The following is a 16146-nucleotide window of genomic DNA, read 5'->3' as shown; positions in this document are numbered from 1 at the left end:
ACAGCGCGCCTTCGGCGGTCTGCGCCAGGCTGATGCCATCGTTGGCGTTGCGGATGCCCTGGCTCATGCCGCGCACCTGCGAGGTCATCGTGGTGGCGATGGCCAGGCCCGCCGCGTCGTCCTTCGCGCCATTGATGCGCTTGCCCGACGACAGCCGTTCCATCGCCGTGCCCAGCATCTTGCCAGCCGAAGTGGCGGAATTCGCGGCGCGCAGGGCGCCCATGTTCGTATTGATAACAGTCATGTTCTACTCCCGAGGAAAGTCTCGCCCGACCGGCCCGGCAGGGAATTGCCGCGGCAGTCCCCACAAAGACCGGTGGTTTCCGCCGATTGTTAAGGGCGGGCGGCAAAATTCTGCCGCGGCGGCAAGCGGCAGCGCCGCGATCCGTCTAAGTATTTGCCCCGGACCTTAAATTACCGGAGCGTTTGACGTTCTGCGCGCACAAGTCCCCCACGAGAGATGGTTAACGACGGGGACCAGAATGATGACGGCACTGGCATTCAGCGACAGCGTGGCACGGCTTCACGCCCCGCTTGTGCAGCGCGCGGACGCAATCGTCGGGGCAGTGGCAGCGGGGCGCACGCCGCTGCTGCGCACCGCCAGCGATCCGGCGGTGCAAGGCCCGGGCGGCTGCATCACGCTGGAGCGCGCGGGCCACGACCGGCTGCGCCGCGATGACGGGCGCGGGCGCTTTACCCTGACCTATCGCGATCCCGCCAGCCCCGCCGCGCTGGCCGCGCTGCTCGCCGCGCTGGCGCCCCCCGGCGCGCCGATTGCCGCCGATCCCGAAAGCCTCTCGATCCTGGCGCTGGCCGAGCGGCTGGCGGCGAGCGAGATCCCGGTGCTGATCAACGGTCCGACCGGGACCGGCAAGGAAGTGCTGAGCCGCTTCATCCACGATCACAGCCCGCGCCGCGCCGGCCCGTTCGTGGCGGTCAACTGCGCCGCGATGCCCGAAGCCATGCTGGAAGCCCTGCTGTTCGGCCACCAGAAGGGCGCGTTCACCGGGGCGACCAATGCCAACGAAGGCTTTTTCCGCGCGGCGGACGGCGGCACGCTGCTGCTCGATGAAATCGCGGAAATGCCGCTGGCCCTGCAGGCCAAGCTGCTGCGCACGCTGCAGGAAGGCGAAGTCGTGCCGATCGGGTCGACCCAGCCGATCAAGGTGGACGTGCGCGTGATCGCCTGCGCCAACCGCGATCTGCCGACCGAAGTGGCCGAGGGCCGCTTCCGCGCCGACCTCTACTATCGGCTCAACGTGTTCCCCCTCAGCCTGCGCCCCTTGCGCGACCGGGCCGAGGACATCGCTCCGCTGGCCTTCGCGCTGGCGCTGCGCCACACGCCCGCCAGCCGCCCGGTGCCGTGGATTTCGGAAAGCGCGCTGGCCATGCTGAAGCTCCACGGCTGGCCGGGCAACGTGCGCGAGCTGGAAAACGTGATCCGCCGCGCGCTGCTGCTGGCCGAGGGCAAGGACGAAGTCACCCCGGCCGACATCGTGTTCGACAGCCCGGCCCGGCTGGTCCCCGCCGATGGCGCCCTGCCCGCCCCCGCTGCGCAGAGCACCGCCCCGGCGCGCCTGTCCAACATCGTCCAGCTGTCTGAAGCGCGCGCGATCATGGAAACGCTGGAAGCCTGCGGTGGCAGCCGCGTGGCAGCCGCGCGCCAGCTGGGCATTTCCGAACGCACCCTGCGCTATCGCCTCGCCTCGTTCCGTGAGGCTGGCCTGGCCGTGGCCGGAGCCCGGCGATGAGCAGCATCAGCGGTATTGGAGGAGGGGCGGGCAGCCTCCAGCAGATCATGGCGATGCGCCAGCAGATCCTGGAACGCTCGCAGCTGCTCCAGCAGATCCACACCCCCGATGCGGGGGCCGCGCAGGCCGCCGCGCCGCAAGGGCCCGCGGGCGGCTTCACCGATGCCCTGAAAAGCGCGCTGGACAATGTCAGCGCCACGCAGGCCAAGGCCGCGGACCTCTCCGCCGGGTTCGAACAAGGCACCGTTACCGATGTCGCCAGCGTGATGCTGGCCCGGCAGGAGGCCGGCATCGCCTTCGAAGCCACACTGCAAGTGCGCAACCGGCTGCTGTCCGCATACCAGGACATCATGCGGATGGGGGTCTGATAGATGACTGATCTGGTTCCCGCTTCGCCCTCCCCTGCTGCCGCCCAGCCGTCCCTTCCCGGTCTGGGCGGCGGCACCCCGCTGGAACGCGTGCGCGCCTTCGCCGCCCAGCCGGCGGTCCGGCGCAGCCTGCCGCTGATCGCGGGCACGGCCGTGCTGGGCGTGTCGGCGCTGGCCTACGCCATGCTTTCCAGCCCGCCGCAGCGGGTGCTCTATGCCCAGCTGGACGATGCGGATCGCGCCGCCGTGGTCGGCTCGCTCGATGCGGCCGGGATCGGCTATACCATCGACAACCAGACCGGCGCGCTGACCGTGGGCGAGGATGACCTCTACCGCGCGCGGATGCTGGTCGCTTCGGACGGGGCGCTGGCCGTGCCCGATGCCGCCGCCTCGCTCGACAGCCTGCCGCTGGGCGCCAGCCGCACGCTGGAAGGCGAGCGGCTGCGCGCCGCGCGGGAACAGGAACTGATGCTGACGATCCAGCAGATCGACGGCGTCGAATCCGTCCGCGTCCATCTGGCGCAGGCCAACAAATCGGTATTCGTGCGCGAAGATACCCCGCCCACCGCCTCGGTCATGGTGCGCATGGCGCGCGGACGGCAGCTGTCGGACAGCCAGGTTTCGGCGATCGTCAACCTGGTCGGCGCGTCCACCCCCGGCCTTTCGCCCGATGCGGTGCGCGTGGTCGATCAGAACGGGCGGCTGCTGTCCGACAAGGCCAGCGCCGATGCCGACCGGCTGGAATTGCAGGTGCGCATGGAAGAAAAGCTGCGCACCCAGCTCGACACACTGCTCACCCCGATGCTCGGCGCGGGCAATTTCACTAGCGAGATCCAGCTGGAACTCGACATGGATGAAGTCACTTCTGCGCGCGAAAGCTATGACAAGGACGGCGTCCTGCGCACCGAAACGCAGGCCCAGTCGCAGACCACCGGACCGGGTCAGGCGGGCGGCATTCCCGGCGTGACGGCCAACACGCCCCCGCCCCCCACCGTCGCCCAGCCCGGCGCGCCGCAGGGCACCCCCGCCCCCGGCGCGGCGGGCCAGGTCAACGGCGAATCCAGCGCGACCCGCACGTTCGAACTCGGCCGCGAAGTGTCCGTCGCCAATGCCGCGCCGGGCAAGGTCAAGCGCCTGTCGGTGGCCGTCGCGATCAGCCAGGCCGCGATGAAGGGGGCCAAGCCCGCCGACATCGAACAGGTCAAACAACTCGTCGCCGCCGCCGTTGGCGCCAATCCGCAGCGCGGCGACCAGGTGACGGTCATGGCCCGCCCGTTCGAGCCGGTCAGCGCGGAAGGGGTGCCGTTCTACGAGGCGCCGTGGTTCGCGATGGTGGTGCGCAGCGTGGTCGCGCTGCTGGCGGTGCTGCTGGTGCTGCTGCTGGGCGTGCGTCCGCTGGTGCGTGCGCTAAAGCGCGATCCCGCCGCTCCGGCCGCCAGCGATGAACAGGCCGATGCCGCGCCCGATGGCGAGCCCGGCGATGGTGCCCATCCCGCCGATCCCGCCGCACCGCGCGCCGTCGATGCCACGCTGCTGGGCCGTCAGGTCGGGCTGGCGCAGCGCATCGTCGATGAAAAGCCCGATGATGCGCTCCACGCCCTGCGCAAGATGCTGGCCAGCACCGAACCGGAAAACGCGCGATGACCGATCAGTCCCAGAACCTTGCCGTCGCCGCCGAAGCGATCAGCCTGGGCGATGCCGAACGCGCCGCCGTGATGGTGATGCTGCTGGAGGAGGAACAGGCCGCGCGCATCCTCAGCCAGCTGGGGCCGGGCGAGTTGCAACTGCTGGGCGAGAAGATGTGTGCGCTGGGCGAAATCGGGCCGGACCTGATCGCGCAGGCAATTGCCGGGTTCGTCAAGAACACCGAACGCAGCGGCATCGGCGCGGAAGGGCGGACCGATCACGTCCGCAACCTGATGAACCGCGCGGTCGGCGCGGTGAAGGCCGACAGCCTGATGCAGCGCATCCTGCCGCTGGGCGAGGACAAGGGCCCGGCGATCGAGCTGGTTCGCTGGCTTACCCCGCAAGCCCTGATCCCGCTGGTCCGCGATGAACACCCCCAGGCGCTGGCCGTGCTGCTGGTCCAGCTGGAAGCCGATGTCGCGGCCGAAGTGCTGCACGCCCTGCCTGCCGATCTGCAGACGCAGGTGGTCCACCGCATCGCCACGCTGGGGCCGGTCTCGGGCGAGGCCATAGCCATGCTGGAGGAACTGCTGCAACAGCGGATCGCCGCGCATCATGGCCGGGTCATGCTGGACATGGGCGGCGCGCGCGAGGCGGCGGACATCATCAACAACGCGGGCAAGGCCGCCGAAAAGCGGATCATGCCGGAGATCAATCGCATCGACAAAGCGCTGGCGCGCGAGATCGAGAACGAGATGTTCAAGTTCGAGCACCTGCTGGCGCTGGAGCCGCAGGCCATGGGCTCGCTGCTGCGCGAGGTCGAGAGCGATACGCTGATCGACGCGCTGAAGGGTATCAGCGAAGAACAGCGCGAGGTGTTCTTCCGCGCCATGTCCAGCCGCGCCGCCGATGGCGTGAAGGACGAGATCGCCGGGCGCGGCCGCCTGAAGATGGCCGATGTGCTGGAAGCGCAGAAGACCATCGTCACCGCCGCGCGCCGCCTGGCCGCCGAAGGGGTGATCGCGTTCGGCGTCGGCGGCGGGGACGACGAATATGTCTAGCCTGCCGCTGCTGGCGCTGGGCGGGCAGGCCGGGTTCACGCAGGACCCGCGCTTTTCCGGCGCCGCCAACCCGCCGCCGCCCTTGCCGGAGCCGGAACGCGAAGACCCGGTCGCGCTTGCCTGGGCCGAAGGGTATGAAGCCGGCGTGGCCGAGGCTGGCGCGCTGGCGAAGTTGCAGGCCGAAGCCGATGAGGCCGCGCGCGGGACCATCGAACTGGCGCTCGCCCGGCTCGATGCGGAGCAGACCGAGGCGCTGCGCCAGAAACTCTACGCCACGGTCGAGGCGCTGTGCGAAGCGGCCATTGCCCCCATCGCGCTCGACAAGGCGGCGCTCGCCGCGCGGGTCGAACGCGCCGCCGCGATGCTGGCCCGCGCCGATGACGAGCGGGTGCTGCGGCTGCATCCCGACGACATCAAGCTGGTCGGCAAGCGCCTGCCGGAGGGGCTGGACGTGCTGCCCGACACGGCGCTGGAGCGCGGCGCGCTGCGCGTGGAAACGCAGAACGGCGGGGTCGAGGACGGCCCGGCCCACTGGCGCGCGGCAATCGCGGAGGCGCTGGCATCATGCTGAAACTGTTCGATCCCCTGCTGGACGAGTTGTCCGGTGCCGAAATCGACCTGACGCCGGGACGTTATGGCCTGCTGACCGCCTGCGACGGCGGCTTGCTGGAAGTATCCGGCCTGTCCGCCCCGGTCGGGGCGCTGTGCAAGGTCGCCCATGGCCGCACCGCGCCGCTGACCGCCGAAGTCATCGGCTTTCGCAATGGCCGCACGCTGATGATGCTGCTGGGCGATACCGTGATGCTGCGCCCCGGCGCACGGGTCCGCACCGAAGGCCGCCCCGGCATGCTGCCCGTCGGCGAAGCGTTCCTGGGTCGCGCGGTCGATGGCGAGGGGCTGCCGATCGACGGGCTCGGCCCGATCCATTCGCGCCACAGCTGGCCCGCCGGAGGGCTGCGCACCAGTGCGCTCGATCGCAGCCCGGTGCGGCAATGCTTTGACACCGGGGTGCGCGCGCTCAACGCGCTGACCACGTTTGGCATTGGCCAGCGGATCGGGATCATGGCCGGTTCGGGCGTCGGCAAGTCGGTCCTGCTCGACATGATCGCGACCGGGGCGGAGGCGGAGATCGTCGTCGTCGGCCTGATTGGCGAGCGCGCGCGCGAAGTATCCGATTTCGTCGAGCGCCACATGGCCGGATCGAAGCGCGCGCGCACCGCCGTGGTCGCCGTCCCCGCCGACCATGCCCCCAACCTGCGGCTGCGCGGCGCGATGCTGGCCACCAGCATGGCCGAACATTTCCGCGCACAGGGGCGCCAGGTGCTGCTGATCATGGACAGCCTGACCCGCGTCGCTCACGCGGGGCGCGAGATCGCGCTGCTGCTGGGCGAACCCGGCGCGGCGCGCGGCTATCCCCCGTCCGCCCTTGCCACGATCACCAAGCTGGTCGAACGCGCGGGCAATTCGGCGGCCAGCGGCGGTTCGATCACCGGGCTCTACACAGTGCTGGCGGACGGCGACAACCAGGACGATCCGGTCGTCGATACCGCGCGCTCGATCCTTGATGGGCACGTCGTGCTCAGCCGCGATCTGGCCCAGCGCGGGCAATATCCGGCGATCGACATCGCTGCCTCGCTCAGCCGCGTGATGGCCTATATCGTCGCGCCCGATCACGCCGCGCTCGCCCGCGAATTTCGTGCTTTGACCGCCAGTTACGAGGCGAACCGCGATCTCGTTCTGATGGGGGCTTACCGCGCCGGGGCCGATGCCCAGCTGGACCGCGCGATCACCATGCACGGCGCGCTGGTGGACTTCCTGTGCCAGCCGGCGCGCAGCACCGTGCCGCTGCGACAGAGCATTGCCGCGCTGGCCGAGCTGATGGGCAATGCAGGCTGAGCGCGCCCGGCTGAAGCGGCTGCAACGGCTGGAAAAGGTCCGCGCCATCGCCAAGCAGGCCGCCGCCGTGGAATCCGCCCGCGCCGAAAGCACGCTGGCGCAACTGGAAGCGCTGGCGGACCGCACCCGCCGCATGGCCGATGAATACCGCGCCCGCACCGATTTCCGCGACGGGCTGGAACTGCGCCAGCTGGGCCAGTTCGTGTCGGGCCTGAACGCGATCACCACCACCACCAGCGGCGATGCGCTGAATGCCAGGGCGCTGGCCGACCGCAAGCAGCTGGAACTCGCGCAGGCCGAACGCAGCCGCGCCGCCGTTGAAGACCGTGCGAAAGCCGGAGCCGCCGCGCTTGCCCGCCGCGCCCAGCCGCAAGCGCTGGGCGCGCGCAAGGCAGTTGGCACGGCTCTTGAATAGAACCGGGCAAGCCATCTGCAAGGAGCCTTGTCCGTGATCCAGCCCACTGCCCCGTCCTCCGCCAGCCCTGCCCTGACCGTCGCCGTCACGGTGGCCGGGCAGCCGGGCGAAAGCGTGGAACCGGCGGATTTCGCGGCTTTGCTGAACATCCAGACGCTAACTGCGGGGCCGACCGAGGACGTGCCGGTGGCCCAGCCGGGCCTGCTGGTGGCGGCAACGGCGGCCTTGCCGGTTCCGGCAAACGGCAAGATCTTGCCGGTTGGTTTGCCGGTCGCCCTGCCGTCCGAGGCGCCAGCGGCGCAAGCCCAGCCCGTCGATCAGGATCCTGCCGCCGCACCGCCGGCCGCCTTGCCCAGCGCGATCGCCACGCTGCCCACCGCGCTGTTGAAGGCCCGACCGGCAGGGCCAGCCGCGCAGGCCGGACCGGCAGATGCGCCGCAACAGACCATGAGCGAGGATGCTGCCGAACCGGCGGATCCCGCAATCGCGGTTGCGGAACCCCTCGCCACGCTGCCCGTGATCGCGCTGCATGCAGTCACGCCGGTCAGTCAGCCCGCATCGCCCGGTGAACCGGCATCGCCTGCTGAAACCGCACTGTCCCGCGAACCGGGGCGGCCCACGCAGGCCCCCATCGCGGCCAGCCCCCAGCCTGCGATGTCGCAGCCCGCCGTGACACAGCCAGCCGTGAGCGCCGCCGGGCAACAGACGCCCCCGCCCTCGACACCGCAACTTACAGCACTGCCAGAGGCTGCACCCGCCGAGCGTGAGGCGGCAGTGCAGCAGGTTCGCATGATCGAGCCCGCGGCCGCCCAGCCCGTTGCGGCGAGCGAAACGGTGCTGGCCGCGCCGCCGGTCATCCGCGATGCCGCGCCCGCCGCAATCACTGCCACCACCACTGCCGCCGAACGCCCGCACGACTTTACCGCGCTGGTCGACCGGCTGGTCGCCGCGCGCGAGGCGATGCAACCGCAAAGCGTGACGATGGCCGTGCGCCACGCCGAATTCGGCGCGGTCCAGTTGCGGTTCCAGCAGGACGCCAGCGGGCTGTCGGTGGCGATGGCCAGCGCCGATCCGGACTTCGCCCGCGCGGTCAGTGCCGCCGTGCCGCCGGTTCAGGCCGCCAGCACCAGCGACACGGCCAGCTTCAGCCAGCAGGGCCGCAGCGAGGCCGGTCATGGGGGAACCGCCGAGGGCTTTGCCCAGTCGCGCAGCGGCCAGCAGACCCCGCGCGAGGAACGCGCCGCTGCCCGCGCCAACCATTCACCGGCTGCGGGTCGCAGCCAGTCACAGGCATCCGATGACGGTGCCCGCAACGGCATTTTCGCCTGATTTTACAGACTGATCGCAGGGGTATCTTCGAATGAGTGACAAATCCGAAAAGGCGTCCAAGCCGAAGAAGGGCAAAGGCATGCTGGTCAAGGCCGTGGCCGGGGTCGTGCTGGTCGCCGCCGGGGGTGGCGGCACGTTCGCGCTGGTGCAGTCCGGCGTGATCGGCGGCGGCCACGCCGAGCCCAAGGAAGACAACACCCCCAAGCTGGTCCGCAAGGGCGAGGAGGATCCCTTTGCCCCCAAGACCGAAGCCAAGGAGGGCGAAGGCCCGGCCGAAGTGGAAGGCGATGGCGGCAGCGAATACCGCACGAGCTACTTCAGCTTCACCGAGGACTTCACGTCCAACCTGAAGAATTCCAGCGCGCTGGTGCAGATCAGCCTGGCCTGTTCCACCCGCCGCGACGGACGCGTGCTGATGTGGCTGAAGAAGCACGAGCTGGCGATCCGCAGCGAAGTGCTGGTGGTCCTCGCCGACACGCCGGAAGAAGATGCCTTCACCCCCGAAGGCAAGCAGCGCCTGGAAAAGCGGCTGACCGCCGCGATCAACAAGGTGCTGACCGAAACCGAAGGGTTCGGCGGCGTCGATGCGGTCTATTTCAAGTCGTTCCTAGTCCAGTGAAGCCGCAGCGCGCCTTTGTTGCCGAACGCGCCGCCGCGCAGCACTGCGCGGAGCTGCTGCGGCGCGGTCCCGAACCGGCCGAGCTGCTGCCGCAGCTGGCCCGGCTGGGCGATCGCCTTGCCCGCCTGCTGGCCGAGGGGCTGGCCCGGCTGAGCGGCGGGGAGGCTCCGCTGGTCACCCCGCAGGTCGTGCGCGAGGAACGCTGTGCCGATCTGGCCAAGGGCATTGGCCCGCTGGCCGCGAACAGCCTGCTGGCCGCCGGGGCAGGCGGCGCGCCGCTGCTCGCCTCGCTCGATGCCGGGGCGGTGCTGCGGCTGGTGGACAAGGCCTTTGGCGGCAAGGGCGAGGCCCCGGCCACCCTGCCGGGGCAGTTCCCGACATCGGCCCAGCTGATGATCCAGCGGCTGGAAACGCTGGTCGTGGAATGTCTCTGCGCCGCCCTTGGCGCCGACGGCGCGGTGCGCGCGCTGCGCCGCGACGGCGATCTGGCCGAACTCGCGCCGTTCACCGGTGACGCGCGGCTGGCCGTGCTGCAGCTGGAAGTGATGGAAGGGATGCGCGCGCCGTGGCTGGCCACGCTGGCCCTGCCGCTGGCGACGCTGGCAGAGCTGTTCGGCCACGGCGACCGCCCGCCCGCCCCGCCCGCAGCCCCGCGCGCCGCCGATCCCGCCGCCGCGCCCTTTGCCGACGTGCCGCTGCCGCTGACTGCCGTGCTGGTCGACATGCAGGTGCCGCTGGCGACCATTTCGGCGCTGGAACCGGGAACGATCCTGCCCGTGGCCGTCGCCCGCGCGGTGCCGCTGTCGATTGCCGGCAGCGTGATCGCGCGCGGCACGGTGGGCGCGCAGGACGACCGTGTCGCCATCAAGATTTCACACATTGCCTGATCCGGAACTGGGGAACCTTATGACCATTCACACCCGCGGCTTCGACTTCCTGAAGGAAGTGGACGTGCGCCTTTCGGTCGAACTCGGCCGCACCGACATGAAACTGAAGGACGTGCTCGCACTCGGCGAGGAAAGCGTCGTCATGCTCGACCGGCTGACCGACGAGCTGCTGGACGTCATGGTCAACGGCAAGCTGATCGCACGGGGCGAGATCGTGGCGCAGGGCAACCGCTTCGGCCTGCGCATCGTCGAGATGAACGGTGTGACCGCCCCCACCCCGGCGGAGGGCGCGGAATAATGCTGTGGTATATCCTGAAACTGCTGGTCCTGCTGCCGCTGATCGCGGGGCTGGCCTGGGGCGTGCTGAAGTTCGGCCAGAAACTGCAGGCACGGATGGGCGCAGCTCCCGGCGCGGCCAAGTCGGTGCGGATCATCGAAACGACAATGCTGTCCCCCGCGCTGAAGCTGGCGGTGATCGAATTCCACGGGCGCGAGATCCTCGTCTCCGCCTCGCGCCAGGGGCTCACGCGGCTGGCCGAAGCGCCGGCGCGTGGCGGCGAGGAGGGGGCAAAGTGACGCGACCCCTTGCTCCCTTCCTCGCCGCAATCGGGACCGTTGTCATGCCCGTCGCGGCGCAAGCCCAGACGGCCATCCCCGGCGCGCTCGACCGTGCCTTCGCCAGCATGAATGGCGGCCCCGGCGCGGGCCTGTCGCTTCAGCTGCTGCTGATCATGGGCCTGCTCACGATCCTGCCGGGGCTGATCCTGATGATGACCAGCTTCACCCGCATCCTGGTGGTGCTGTCGATCCTGCGGCAGGCGCTGGGGTTGCAGCAATCGCCGCCCAACCAGGTGCTGATCGGGCTGGCGCTGTTCCTGTCGCTGTTCGTCATGGCCCCGACGCTGGAACGGGTGAATGCAAATGCCATCGCCCCCTATTCCGCCGGGACGATCAACGCCGAGCAGGCGATTGCAGTGGGAGGAAGGGAATTCCACGCCTTCATGATCCGCCAGACCCGCGAGCGCGATCTGGCGATGTTTGCCGACATGGCGAACGCCGGCAAGTTTGCCCGCCCGGCCGATGTGCCGTTCTCGATCCTGTTGCCCGCCTTCGTCACCAGCGAGCTGAAAACCGCGTTCCAGATCGGCTTCATGCTGTTCCTGCCGTTTCTGGTGATCGATCTGGTGGTGTCATCCGTGCTGATGAGCCTGGGCATGATGATGATGAGCCCGACCATCGTCTCCCTGCCGTTCAAGCTGCTGCTGTTCGTGCTGGTCGATGGCTGGGCGCTGCTGATGGGCAGCCTTGCGGCCAGTTTCGGGTGACGGGCGATGGATGATACTGCTTCCCTCCTCGCGCTGGCTGACCGGATGCTGTGGGTGACCGCGCTGGTGGCGGCCCCGGTGCTGCTGGCCAGCCTTGCGGTCGGCCTGGTCGTGGGCATCGTGCAGGCTGCAACTTCGGTCAACGAACAGACCCTGACCTTCGTGCCCAAGCTGGCCGTGATCGCGCTGGTGCTGGTGGTGTTCGGTGCCTCGATGCTGGGGCTGGTCGGCGATTTCATGAACGAGATCTTCCAGCAGATCGCGGAGACCGGCCGGTGATCCAGCTGACTTTCGGCTTTGGCGCACTCGAGGCCGAACTGTGGAAACTGCTGTTCGTGATGACCCGCATCGGCGCGGCCCTGCTTGCCGCGCCATTCTTTGGCGCGGCGGCGGTGCCGGTGCAGTTGCGCGTGGCGATCACCGGGGCGATTGCCGTGCTGGTCTGCGCATGGGTGCCGGTGACGGTGCCGCCCGCGCTGTTTTCGGTGGCGGGGCTGCTGGCCGTGGCGGGCGAAGTGCTGGTCGGGCTGACGCTGGGGTTTGTCCTGCAACTGTCGTTCGCCGCGCCGATCATTGCCGCTGAACAGATCGGCGGGGCGATGGGGATGAGCATCGCCGCTGCCGCCGATCCGATGAGCGGCGCGCATTCGCCCGCGCTGGGCCAGTATTTCATGGTCCTGCTGACCGTGATCTTCCTGGGCCTGGGCGCGCACCTGACGTGGCTGCAACTGGTGATCGACAGCTATGCCGCCCTTCCCCCCGGGGCGAGCTGGATCGCGCCGGAGCGGCTGCAAATGGTCGCGGGCTTTGGCGGGGCGATGTTCACCGCTGCGGTGGCGATTGCCCTGCCGGTCACGCTGGTGCTGCTGCTGGTGCAGGTGCTGTCCGGCGTGCTCAGCCGCTCCGCGCCCTCGCTCAACCTGTTCGCGCTGGGCCTGCCCGCCGGGGTGCTGGCGGGGATCGCCGGGCTGATCGCCGCCGCACCGCTGGCGGTCGAGCAGATGGCCGACCTTTCCGCGCAGGCCGTCACGCAAGCGGCAGAGGTGATCGCCCCATGAGCGGCGAAAAGTCCTTTGCCCCGACCGAGAAGCGCAAACGCGACGCCGCGCAAAAGGGCGACATCCTGCGCTCCCGCGAGGTCGCAACCGCCGTCGCGGTGCTGATCGGGGCGGCGTGGCTGGCGCTGGCGGGACCGTGGATGCTGGACGCGATGGCCAGCGCCGCGCGCACCGGGCTGACCTGGGACCGGGCCATGCTGGAGGATTTTGCGCCGGGGCGGATCCTGCTGACAATGGCGGTGGGGGTACTGCCGCCGCTGCTGATCCTGGCGGCGGGCGTGATGCTGGCCGTAATCGCGGTGCAGCTGGCCAGCGCCGACGGCCGCTGGATCGGGGCGAACCTGGCGCCCAAGGGATCGCGGATCAACCCGCTGTCGGGGCTGAAACGGATGTTCGGCCCGCAGGGCTGGATCGAGATGGTCAAGGGCCTCGCCAAAGTCGGCCTGCTGGGGGCGCTCGGCTATTTCTGGGCGCGCAGTCACCTGGCGGAGCTGCTGGGACTGGGACGCGGGATCACGCTGAACGGGCAGCTGGCGGTGGCGTGGGACGCCGTGATCAGCCTGATGTTCCTGCTGGCAGGCGGGCTGGTAGTGATCGCCATGATCGACTGGCCGATCCAGTGGCTGCGCCGGATGCTGCGCTTGCGCATGACCCACCAGGAAATGCGCGACGAGCACAAGGAGAGCGAAGGTTCGCCCGAAAAGAAGGCCGCGATCCGCCAGCGCCAGCGCCAGTTCGCCAGCGGCGCGGTCGCCAAGGCGATGCGCGAGGCGCAATTCGTGTTGACCAACCCGACCCACTTCTCGGTCGCGATGGCCTATGACCCGGACAAGGCGGGGGCGCCGATCGTGCTGGCCAAGGGGCGCGGGGAAAAGGCGCTGGCGATGCGCGAACTGGCGGCCGAACTGGGCGTGCCGACGCTGGAATACCCAGCGCTTGCCCGCTCGGTCTATTTCACCACGCGCGAAAACCAGGTGATCCGCGAGGAGCTCTACGCCGCCGTCGCGGGCGTGCTGGCCTTCGTGTTCTCGCTCAAACGCGGCGAGCGCGTGGCCCCACCGCCGATCGAGGTGCCGGTGGCGCTGCGCTTTGACGCCGAGGGACGGCTGGACCCACGGGCAAATGCTTAAGTTCGCGCGCGCGCTGCCGTTCTGAGCGGCATGGCCACCACCACTTCCGCAACCAGCTCGATCATCGCCACGCTCGGCGTGGGCAGCGGGATCGATTTCGCCGCGATGGCGACCAACCTGGCGCAGGCGCAATTCGCCGCGCGGACGGACCGGCTGACCAATCAGGCCGAAACGCTGGAACGGCAGATTTCGGCGGCTTCCGCGCTCAAGAGCTCGATCCTGCAACTCGCCGCGTCCGTGGGCGACCGGGTGCGGGGTGGCGATTTGTCCACCCAGCCGACGATTGCCAACGCCAGTGTCGCGGCGGTCAGCCGGGGCACCGCCAGCAACACCGCCAGCTACACGCTGGAAGTGACGCAGCTGGCCGCCGCGCAGACGCTGACCACGCCGCCCTACGCCGCCGCGACCAGCCCGACGGGTTCGGGCACGCTGACGCTGCGCTTCGGCACGGTTGCCGGGGCCGGATTCACCCCCGATCCGGCGCAGGCGGCGGTCGATATCACCGTGCCGAGCGGGGCGACGCTGGCCGATGTCGCCGGGCTGATCAACGGTGCGAATGCCGGGGTGACCGCCTATGTCGCCAATGGCGCAAACGGCGCGCAGCTGGTGCTGAAAGGCAAGGAAGGCGCAGTGAACGGCTTTGTTCTGGAGGCCGCCGAGACCGTGGGCGAGGAAGGGCTGGCGGCGCTGGCCTGGACCCCCGCCGCCGCGCCGGAGCGGCTGCTGGCGAGCGCCGGCAACGCCGCCTACAAGCTGGACGGGGTGGCGATGACCGCCACCTCCAACGCCATCAACGACGCCGCCCCCGGCCTCAACCTGAAGCTGACCGGCACCAATCCCGGCGCGCCGACCACGATCCGCTTCAGCGAACCGAACGCCGCCGTGACCACTTTCATGCAGGACCTGACCGCCGCGCTGAACGAGTTGGCGAGCGGGCTGAACGATGTGGTCAACCCGCAGACCGGCGATCTGGCCCGCGATTACGGCGCGCGGGCGCTGCGACGCTCGCTTTCGTCGCTCGCGGGCAGCATCGTGATGCCGGGGGCGGCGCAGGGCACCCCCGCGACGCTGGCCGACCTGGGCCTTGCCACCAACCGCGACGGCACGTTCCGGCTTGATACCGCGCGCCTCAGCGCCACGCTCAAGGCCTCGCCCGATGGCGTGGCCGCGATGTTCACCACCGGGCTGTTCGGCGTCTATGCAACGATGGACAAGCTGGCCCGCAGCGTTTCGGCCACCAGCGATCCGGGTTCGCTGGGCGGCTCCATCGCCCGCTACACCGCGAAGAAGACGCAGGTCAGCACCGACCAGACCAAGCTGATCGAATCCCAGGAAAAACTGCGCGCCCAGCTGGCGCAGCGCTTTGCCGGGGTGGACAGCCGGGTCGGCGCATCCAAATCGACCCTGACCTTCCTGCAGAACCAGATCGACGCGTGGAACGCGTCCCGCAATTAGGCCCCGCCCCATGCTGATGATGCGATCCCCCCATGAAGCCTACCGCAAGGTCGATTTCGACGCGCGCGTTTCCGGCGCGACGCCGCAACAACTCGTGGCGCTGTGCTATGAACAGCTGATCGCCGCGCTGGGCACCGCGCAGTTCGCGCACGACAGCGGCGACAATCGCCTGAAAAGCCAGTCGCTGACCCGCGCCCTCTCAGCGCTCACCGCGCTGCAGCTGGGCGTTAGCCCGGACGCCGCGATCGGCCCGGCCCTGTTGCAGCTCTACGATGCGGCGCGGCGGACCGTGCTGGACAGCGTGCTGGCCTTCGATCCGGCCGCGCTACAGACAATTCGCAATGATTTCATCGACATTTCACGCGCCGTGACGGGCGGATCAAATTGAACGGGCCATGCGTGCCGTGGGCACAGGCGAACCTAAGTTGTTGAATTACCGAACCTGTCAGGCTGGAAAGAACAAGGCGTACGCATTATCACTTATTTCCTGCACGACCGGGCAATAACCATAACCATCGAAAACGGATACAACCGCAGACAGAAATGGATGCGTCTCCAGCTTCTCACTAGGGAAAAACCGGTAATACTGACGCCATGACCCAGCGAACCAACCTTGCCCTTGTCGATAGCGACTTTCGCCGCCGCGCCGCCATCACGCATGCGCTGGCTGGAACGCCGATCCACGTCGAACCGTTCGAGGACCTGAGTGAACTCGTCGCGCGCTGGCCGCGTGACGGGCTGGTGCTGGTCCATGATGACGGCCAGATCGTGCAGGACGCGATCCGCACGATGACCGAGATCGGCCAGTGGCTGCCGCTGGTGGCCTATGGCGCGGACCCTTCGACCAACCAGGTGGTGCAAGCCGTGCTCAACGGCGCAATCGATTACCTGGAATGGCCGTTCGGGCTGAACGAGGTGAAGCAGGCGCTGATGGTGGCCGAGCAGAGCAGCAATTCGCTCGGCACGGTCCGCCTGCGCGAGGCGATGGCCCGCAGCCGGGTGCAGCGCCTGACCAAGCGCGAGCGCGAAGTGCTGGCGGGCGTGGCCGATGGCCTGTCCAACCGCCTGATCGGCGAACGCCTGGCGATCAGCCCGCGCACGGTGGAAATCCACCGCGCCAACATGCTCAACAAGATGGGCGCGAACCACACCTCCGAAGCGATCCGCATCGCGATCGAGTCATCGCTGGTCGGCTGATCCGATCGCCGACCTGGCCGCCCCGCGCC

The 16146-nt window shown here is 69.2% G+C and carries 20 protein-coding genes; 19 read left to right on the top strand and 1 reads right to left on the bottom strand.

Annotated elements, in window-relative coordinates:
• Window positions 1–244, bottom strand: a 244-nt coding sequence (locus tag IE113_RS14590; RefSeq protein ID WP_444544213.1) for a flagellin N-terminal helical domain-containing protein, incomplete at its 3' end; no start/stop codon positions are given.
• Window positions 245–485: 241 nt separating this feature from the next.
• Here IE113_RS14590 and IE113_RS14585 point away from each other — a divergent pair.
• From IE113_RS14585 to IE113_RS14495, 19 genes are all read left to right on the top strand, one after another.
• On the top strand, window positions 486–1751 hold the full coding sequence (locus IE113_RS14585) for a sigma-54 interaction domain-containing protein (protein WP_189542776.1): 1266 nt from the start codon (window positions 486–488) through the stop codon (window positions 1749–1751).
• Window positions 1748–2119 carry a flagellar hook-basal body complex protein FliE gene (gene fliE, locus IE113_RS14580; RefSeq protein ID WP_189542774.1) on the top strand — a complete coding sequence of 124 codons (372 nt, stop codon included), beginning with the start codon at window positions 1748–1750 and terminating at the stop codon, window positions 2117–2119. The genes IE113_RS14585 and fliE overlap by 4 nt, the downstream gene beginning before the upstream one ends.
• Window positions 2120–2122: 3 nt before the next feature.
• Window positions 2123–3763 carry a flagellar basal-body MS-ring/collar protein FliF gene (gene fliF, locus IE113_RS14575; protein ID WP_189542772.1) on the top strand — a complete coding sequence of 547 codons (1641 nt, stop codon included), beginning with the start codon at window positions 2123–2125 and terminating at the stop codon, window positions 3761–3763.
• Window positions 3760–4806 carry a flagellar motor switch protein FliG gene (gene fliG, locus IE113_RS14570; protein WP_189542770.1) on the top strand — a complete coding sequence of 349 codons (1047 nt, stop codon included), beginning with the start codon at window positions 3760–3762 and terminating at the stop codon, window positions 4804–4806. Before fliF ends, fliG begins: the two co-directional genes overlap by 4 nt.
• Complete coding sequence (locus IE113_RS14565) at window positions 4799–5377, top strand: FliH/SctL family protein (RefSeq protein WP_189542768.1); 579 nt, start codon at window positions 4799–4801, stop codon at window positions 5375–5377. Before fliG ends, IE113_RS14565 begins: the two co-directional genes overlap by 8 nt.
• Complete coding sequence (locus IE113_RS14560; RefSeq protein WP_189542766.1) at window positions 5371–6702, top strand: FliI/YscN family ATPase; 1332 nt, start codon at window positions 5371–5373, stop codon at window positions 6700–6702. The genes IE113_RS14565 and IE113_RS14560 overlap by 7 nt, the downstream gene beginning before the upstream one ends.
• On the top strand, window positions 6692–7117 hold the full coding sequence (locus tag IE113_RS14555; RefSeq protein WP_189542765.1) for a hypothetical protein: 426 nt from the start codon (window positions 6692–6694) through the stop codon (window positions 7115–7117). The genes IE113_RS14560 and IE113_RS14555 overlap by 11 nt, the downstream gene beginning before the upstream one ends.
• A 33-nt stretch (window positions 7118–7150) precedes the next feature.
• The gene (locus IE113_RS14550) at window positions 7151–8446 is read left to right on the top strand and encodes a hypothetical protein (RefSeq protein ID WP_189542763.1); all 1296 of its coding nucleotides are present in this window, start codon (window positions 7151–7153) and stop codon (window positions 8444–8446) included.
• Window positions 8447–8477: 31 nt separating this feature from the next.
• Complete coding sequence (locus IE113_RS14545) at window positions 8478–9065, top strand: flagellar basal body-associated FliL family protein (protein ID WP_189542761.1); 588 nt, start codon at window positions 8478–8480, stop codon at window positions 9063–9065.
• On the top strand, window positions 9062–9952 hold the full coding sequence (locus IE113_RS14540) for a FliM/FliN family flagellar motor switch protein (protein ID WP_189542759.1): 891 nt from the start codon (window positions 9062–9064) through the stop codon (window positions 9950–9952). The genes IE113_RS14545 and IE113_RS14540 overlap by 4 nt, the downstream gene beginning before the upstream one ends.
• Window positions 9953–9971: 19 nt before the next feature.
• The gene (gene fliN / locus IE113_RS14535; protein ID WP_189542757.1) at window positions 9972–10250 is read left to right on the top strand and encodes a flagellar motor switch protein FliN; all 279 of its coding nucleotides are present in this window, start codon (window positions 9972–9974) and stop codon (window positions 10248–10250) included.
• Complete coding sequence (locus tag IE113_RS14530; protein WP_189542755.1) at window positions 10250–10528, top strand: flagellar biosynthetic protein FliO; 279 nt, start codon at window positions 10250–10252, stop codon at window positions 10526–10528. The genes fliN and IE113_RS14530 overlap by 1 nt, the downstream gene beginning before the upstream one ends.
• A gap of 44 nt (window positions 10529–10572) precedes the next feature.
• A complete protein-coding gene (gene fliP / locus IE113_RS14525; RefSeq protein ID WP_189542786.1) occupies window positions 10573–11277 on the top strand; it encodes a flagellar type III secretion system pore protein FliP in 705 nt (234 codons plus the stop codon).
• A 6-nt stretch (window positions 11278–11283) separates the two neighbouring features.
• On the top strand, window positions 11284–11556 hold the full coding sequence (locus tag IE113_RS14520) for a flagellar biosynthetic protein FliQ (RefSeq protein ID WP_189542753.1): 273 nt from the start codon (window positions 11284–11286) through the stop codon (window positions 11554–11556).
• Entirely contained in the window at window positions 11553–12335 is a 783-nt protein-coding gene (gene fliR, locus IE113_RS14515) for a flagellar biosynthetic protein FliR (RefSeq protein ID WP_189542751.1), read from the top strand. Before IE113_RS14520 ends, fliR begins: the two co-directional genes overlap by 4 nt.
• On the top strand, window positions 12332–13465 hold the full coding sequence (locus tag IE113_RS14510) for an EscU/YscU/HrcU family type III secretion system export apparatus switch protein (protein ID WP_189542749.1): 1134 nt from the start codon (window positions 12332–12334) through the stop codon (window positions 13463–13465). Before fliR ends, IE113_RS14510 begins: the two co-directional genes overlap by 4 nt.
• 30 nt (window positions 13466–13495) lie before the next feature.
• Window positions 13496–14920, top strand: a complete 1425-nt coding sequence (fliD, locus tag IE113_RS14505) for a flagellar filament capping protein FliD (protein WP_189542747.1) — start codon at window positions 13496–13498, stop codon at window positions 14918–14920.
• A 16-nt stretch (window positions 14921–14936) separates the two neighbouring features.
• Window positions 14937–15308, top strand: coding sequence for a flagellar export chaperone FliS (locus tag IE113_RS14500; RefSeq protein ID WP_229822545.1), 372 nt, complete (start codon window positions 14937–14939; stop codon window positions 15306–15308).
• 206 nt (window positions 15309–15514) lie between these two features.
• Window positions 15515–16117, top strand: a complete 603-nt coding sequence (locus IE113_RS14495; protein WP_189542744.1) for a response regulator transcription factor — start codon at window positions 15515–15517, stop codon at window positions 16115–16117.
• The last annotated feature ends 29 nt before the right edge of the window (window positions 16118–16146 follow it).

The sequence above is a fragment of the Novosphingobium arvoryzae genome (assembly GCF_014652615.1).
GTDB classification, from domain to species: domain Bacteria; phylum Pseudomonadota; class Alphaproteobacteria; order Sphingomonadales; family Sphingomonadaceae; genus Novosphingobium; species Novosphingobium arvoryzae.
This window is presented reverse-complemented; position numbering and strand designations above follow the sequence as displayed.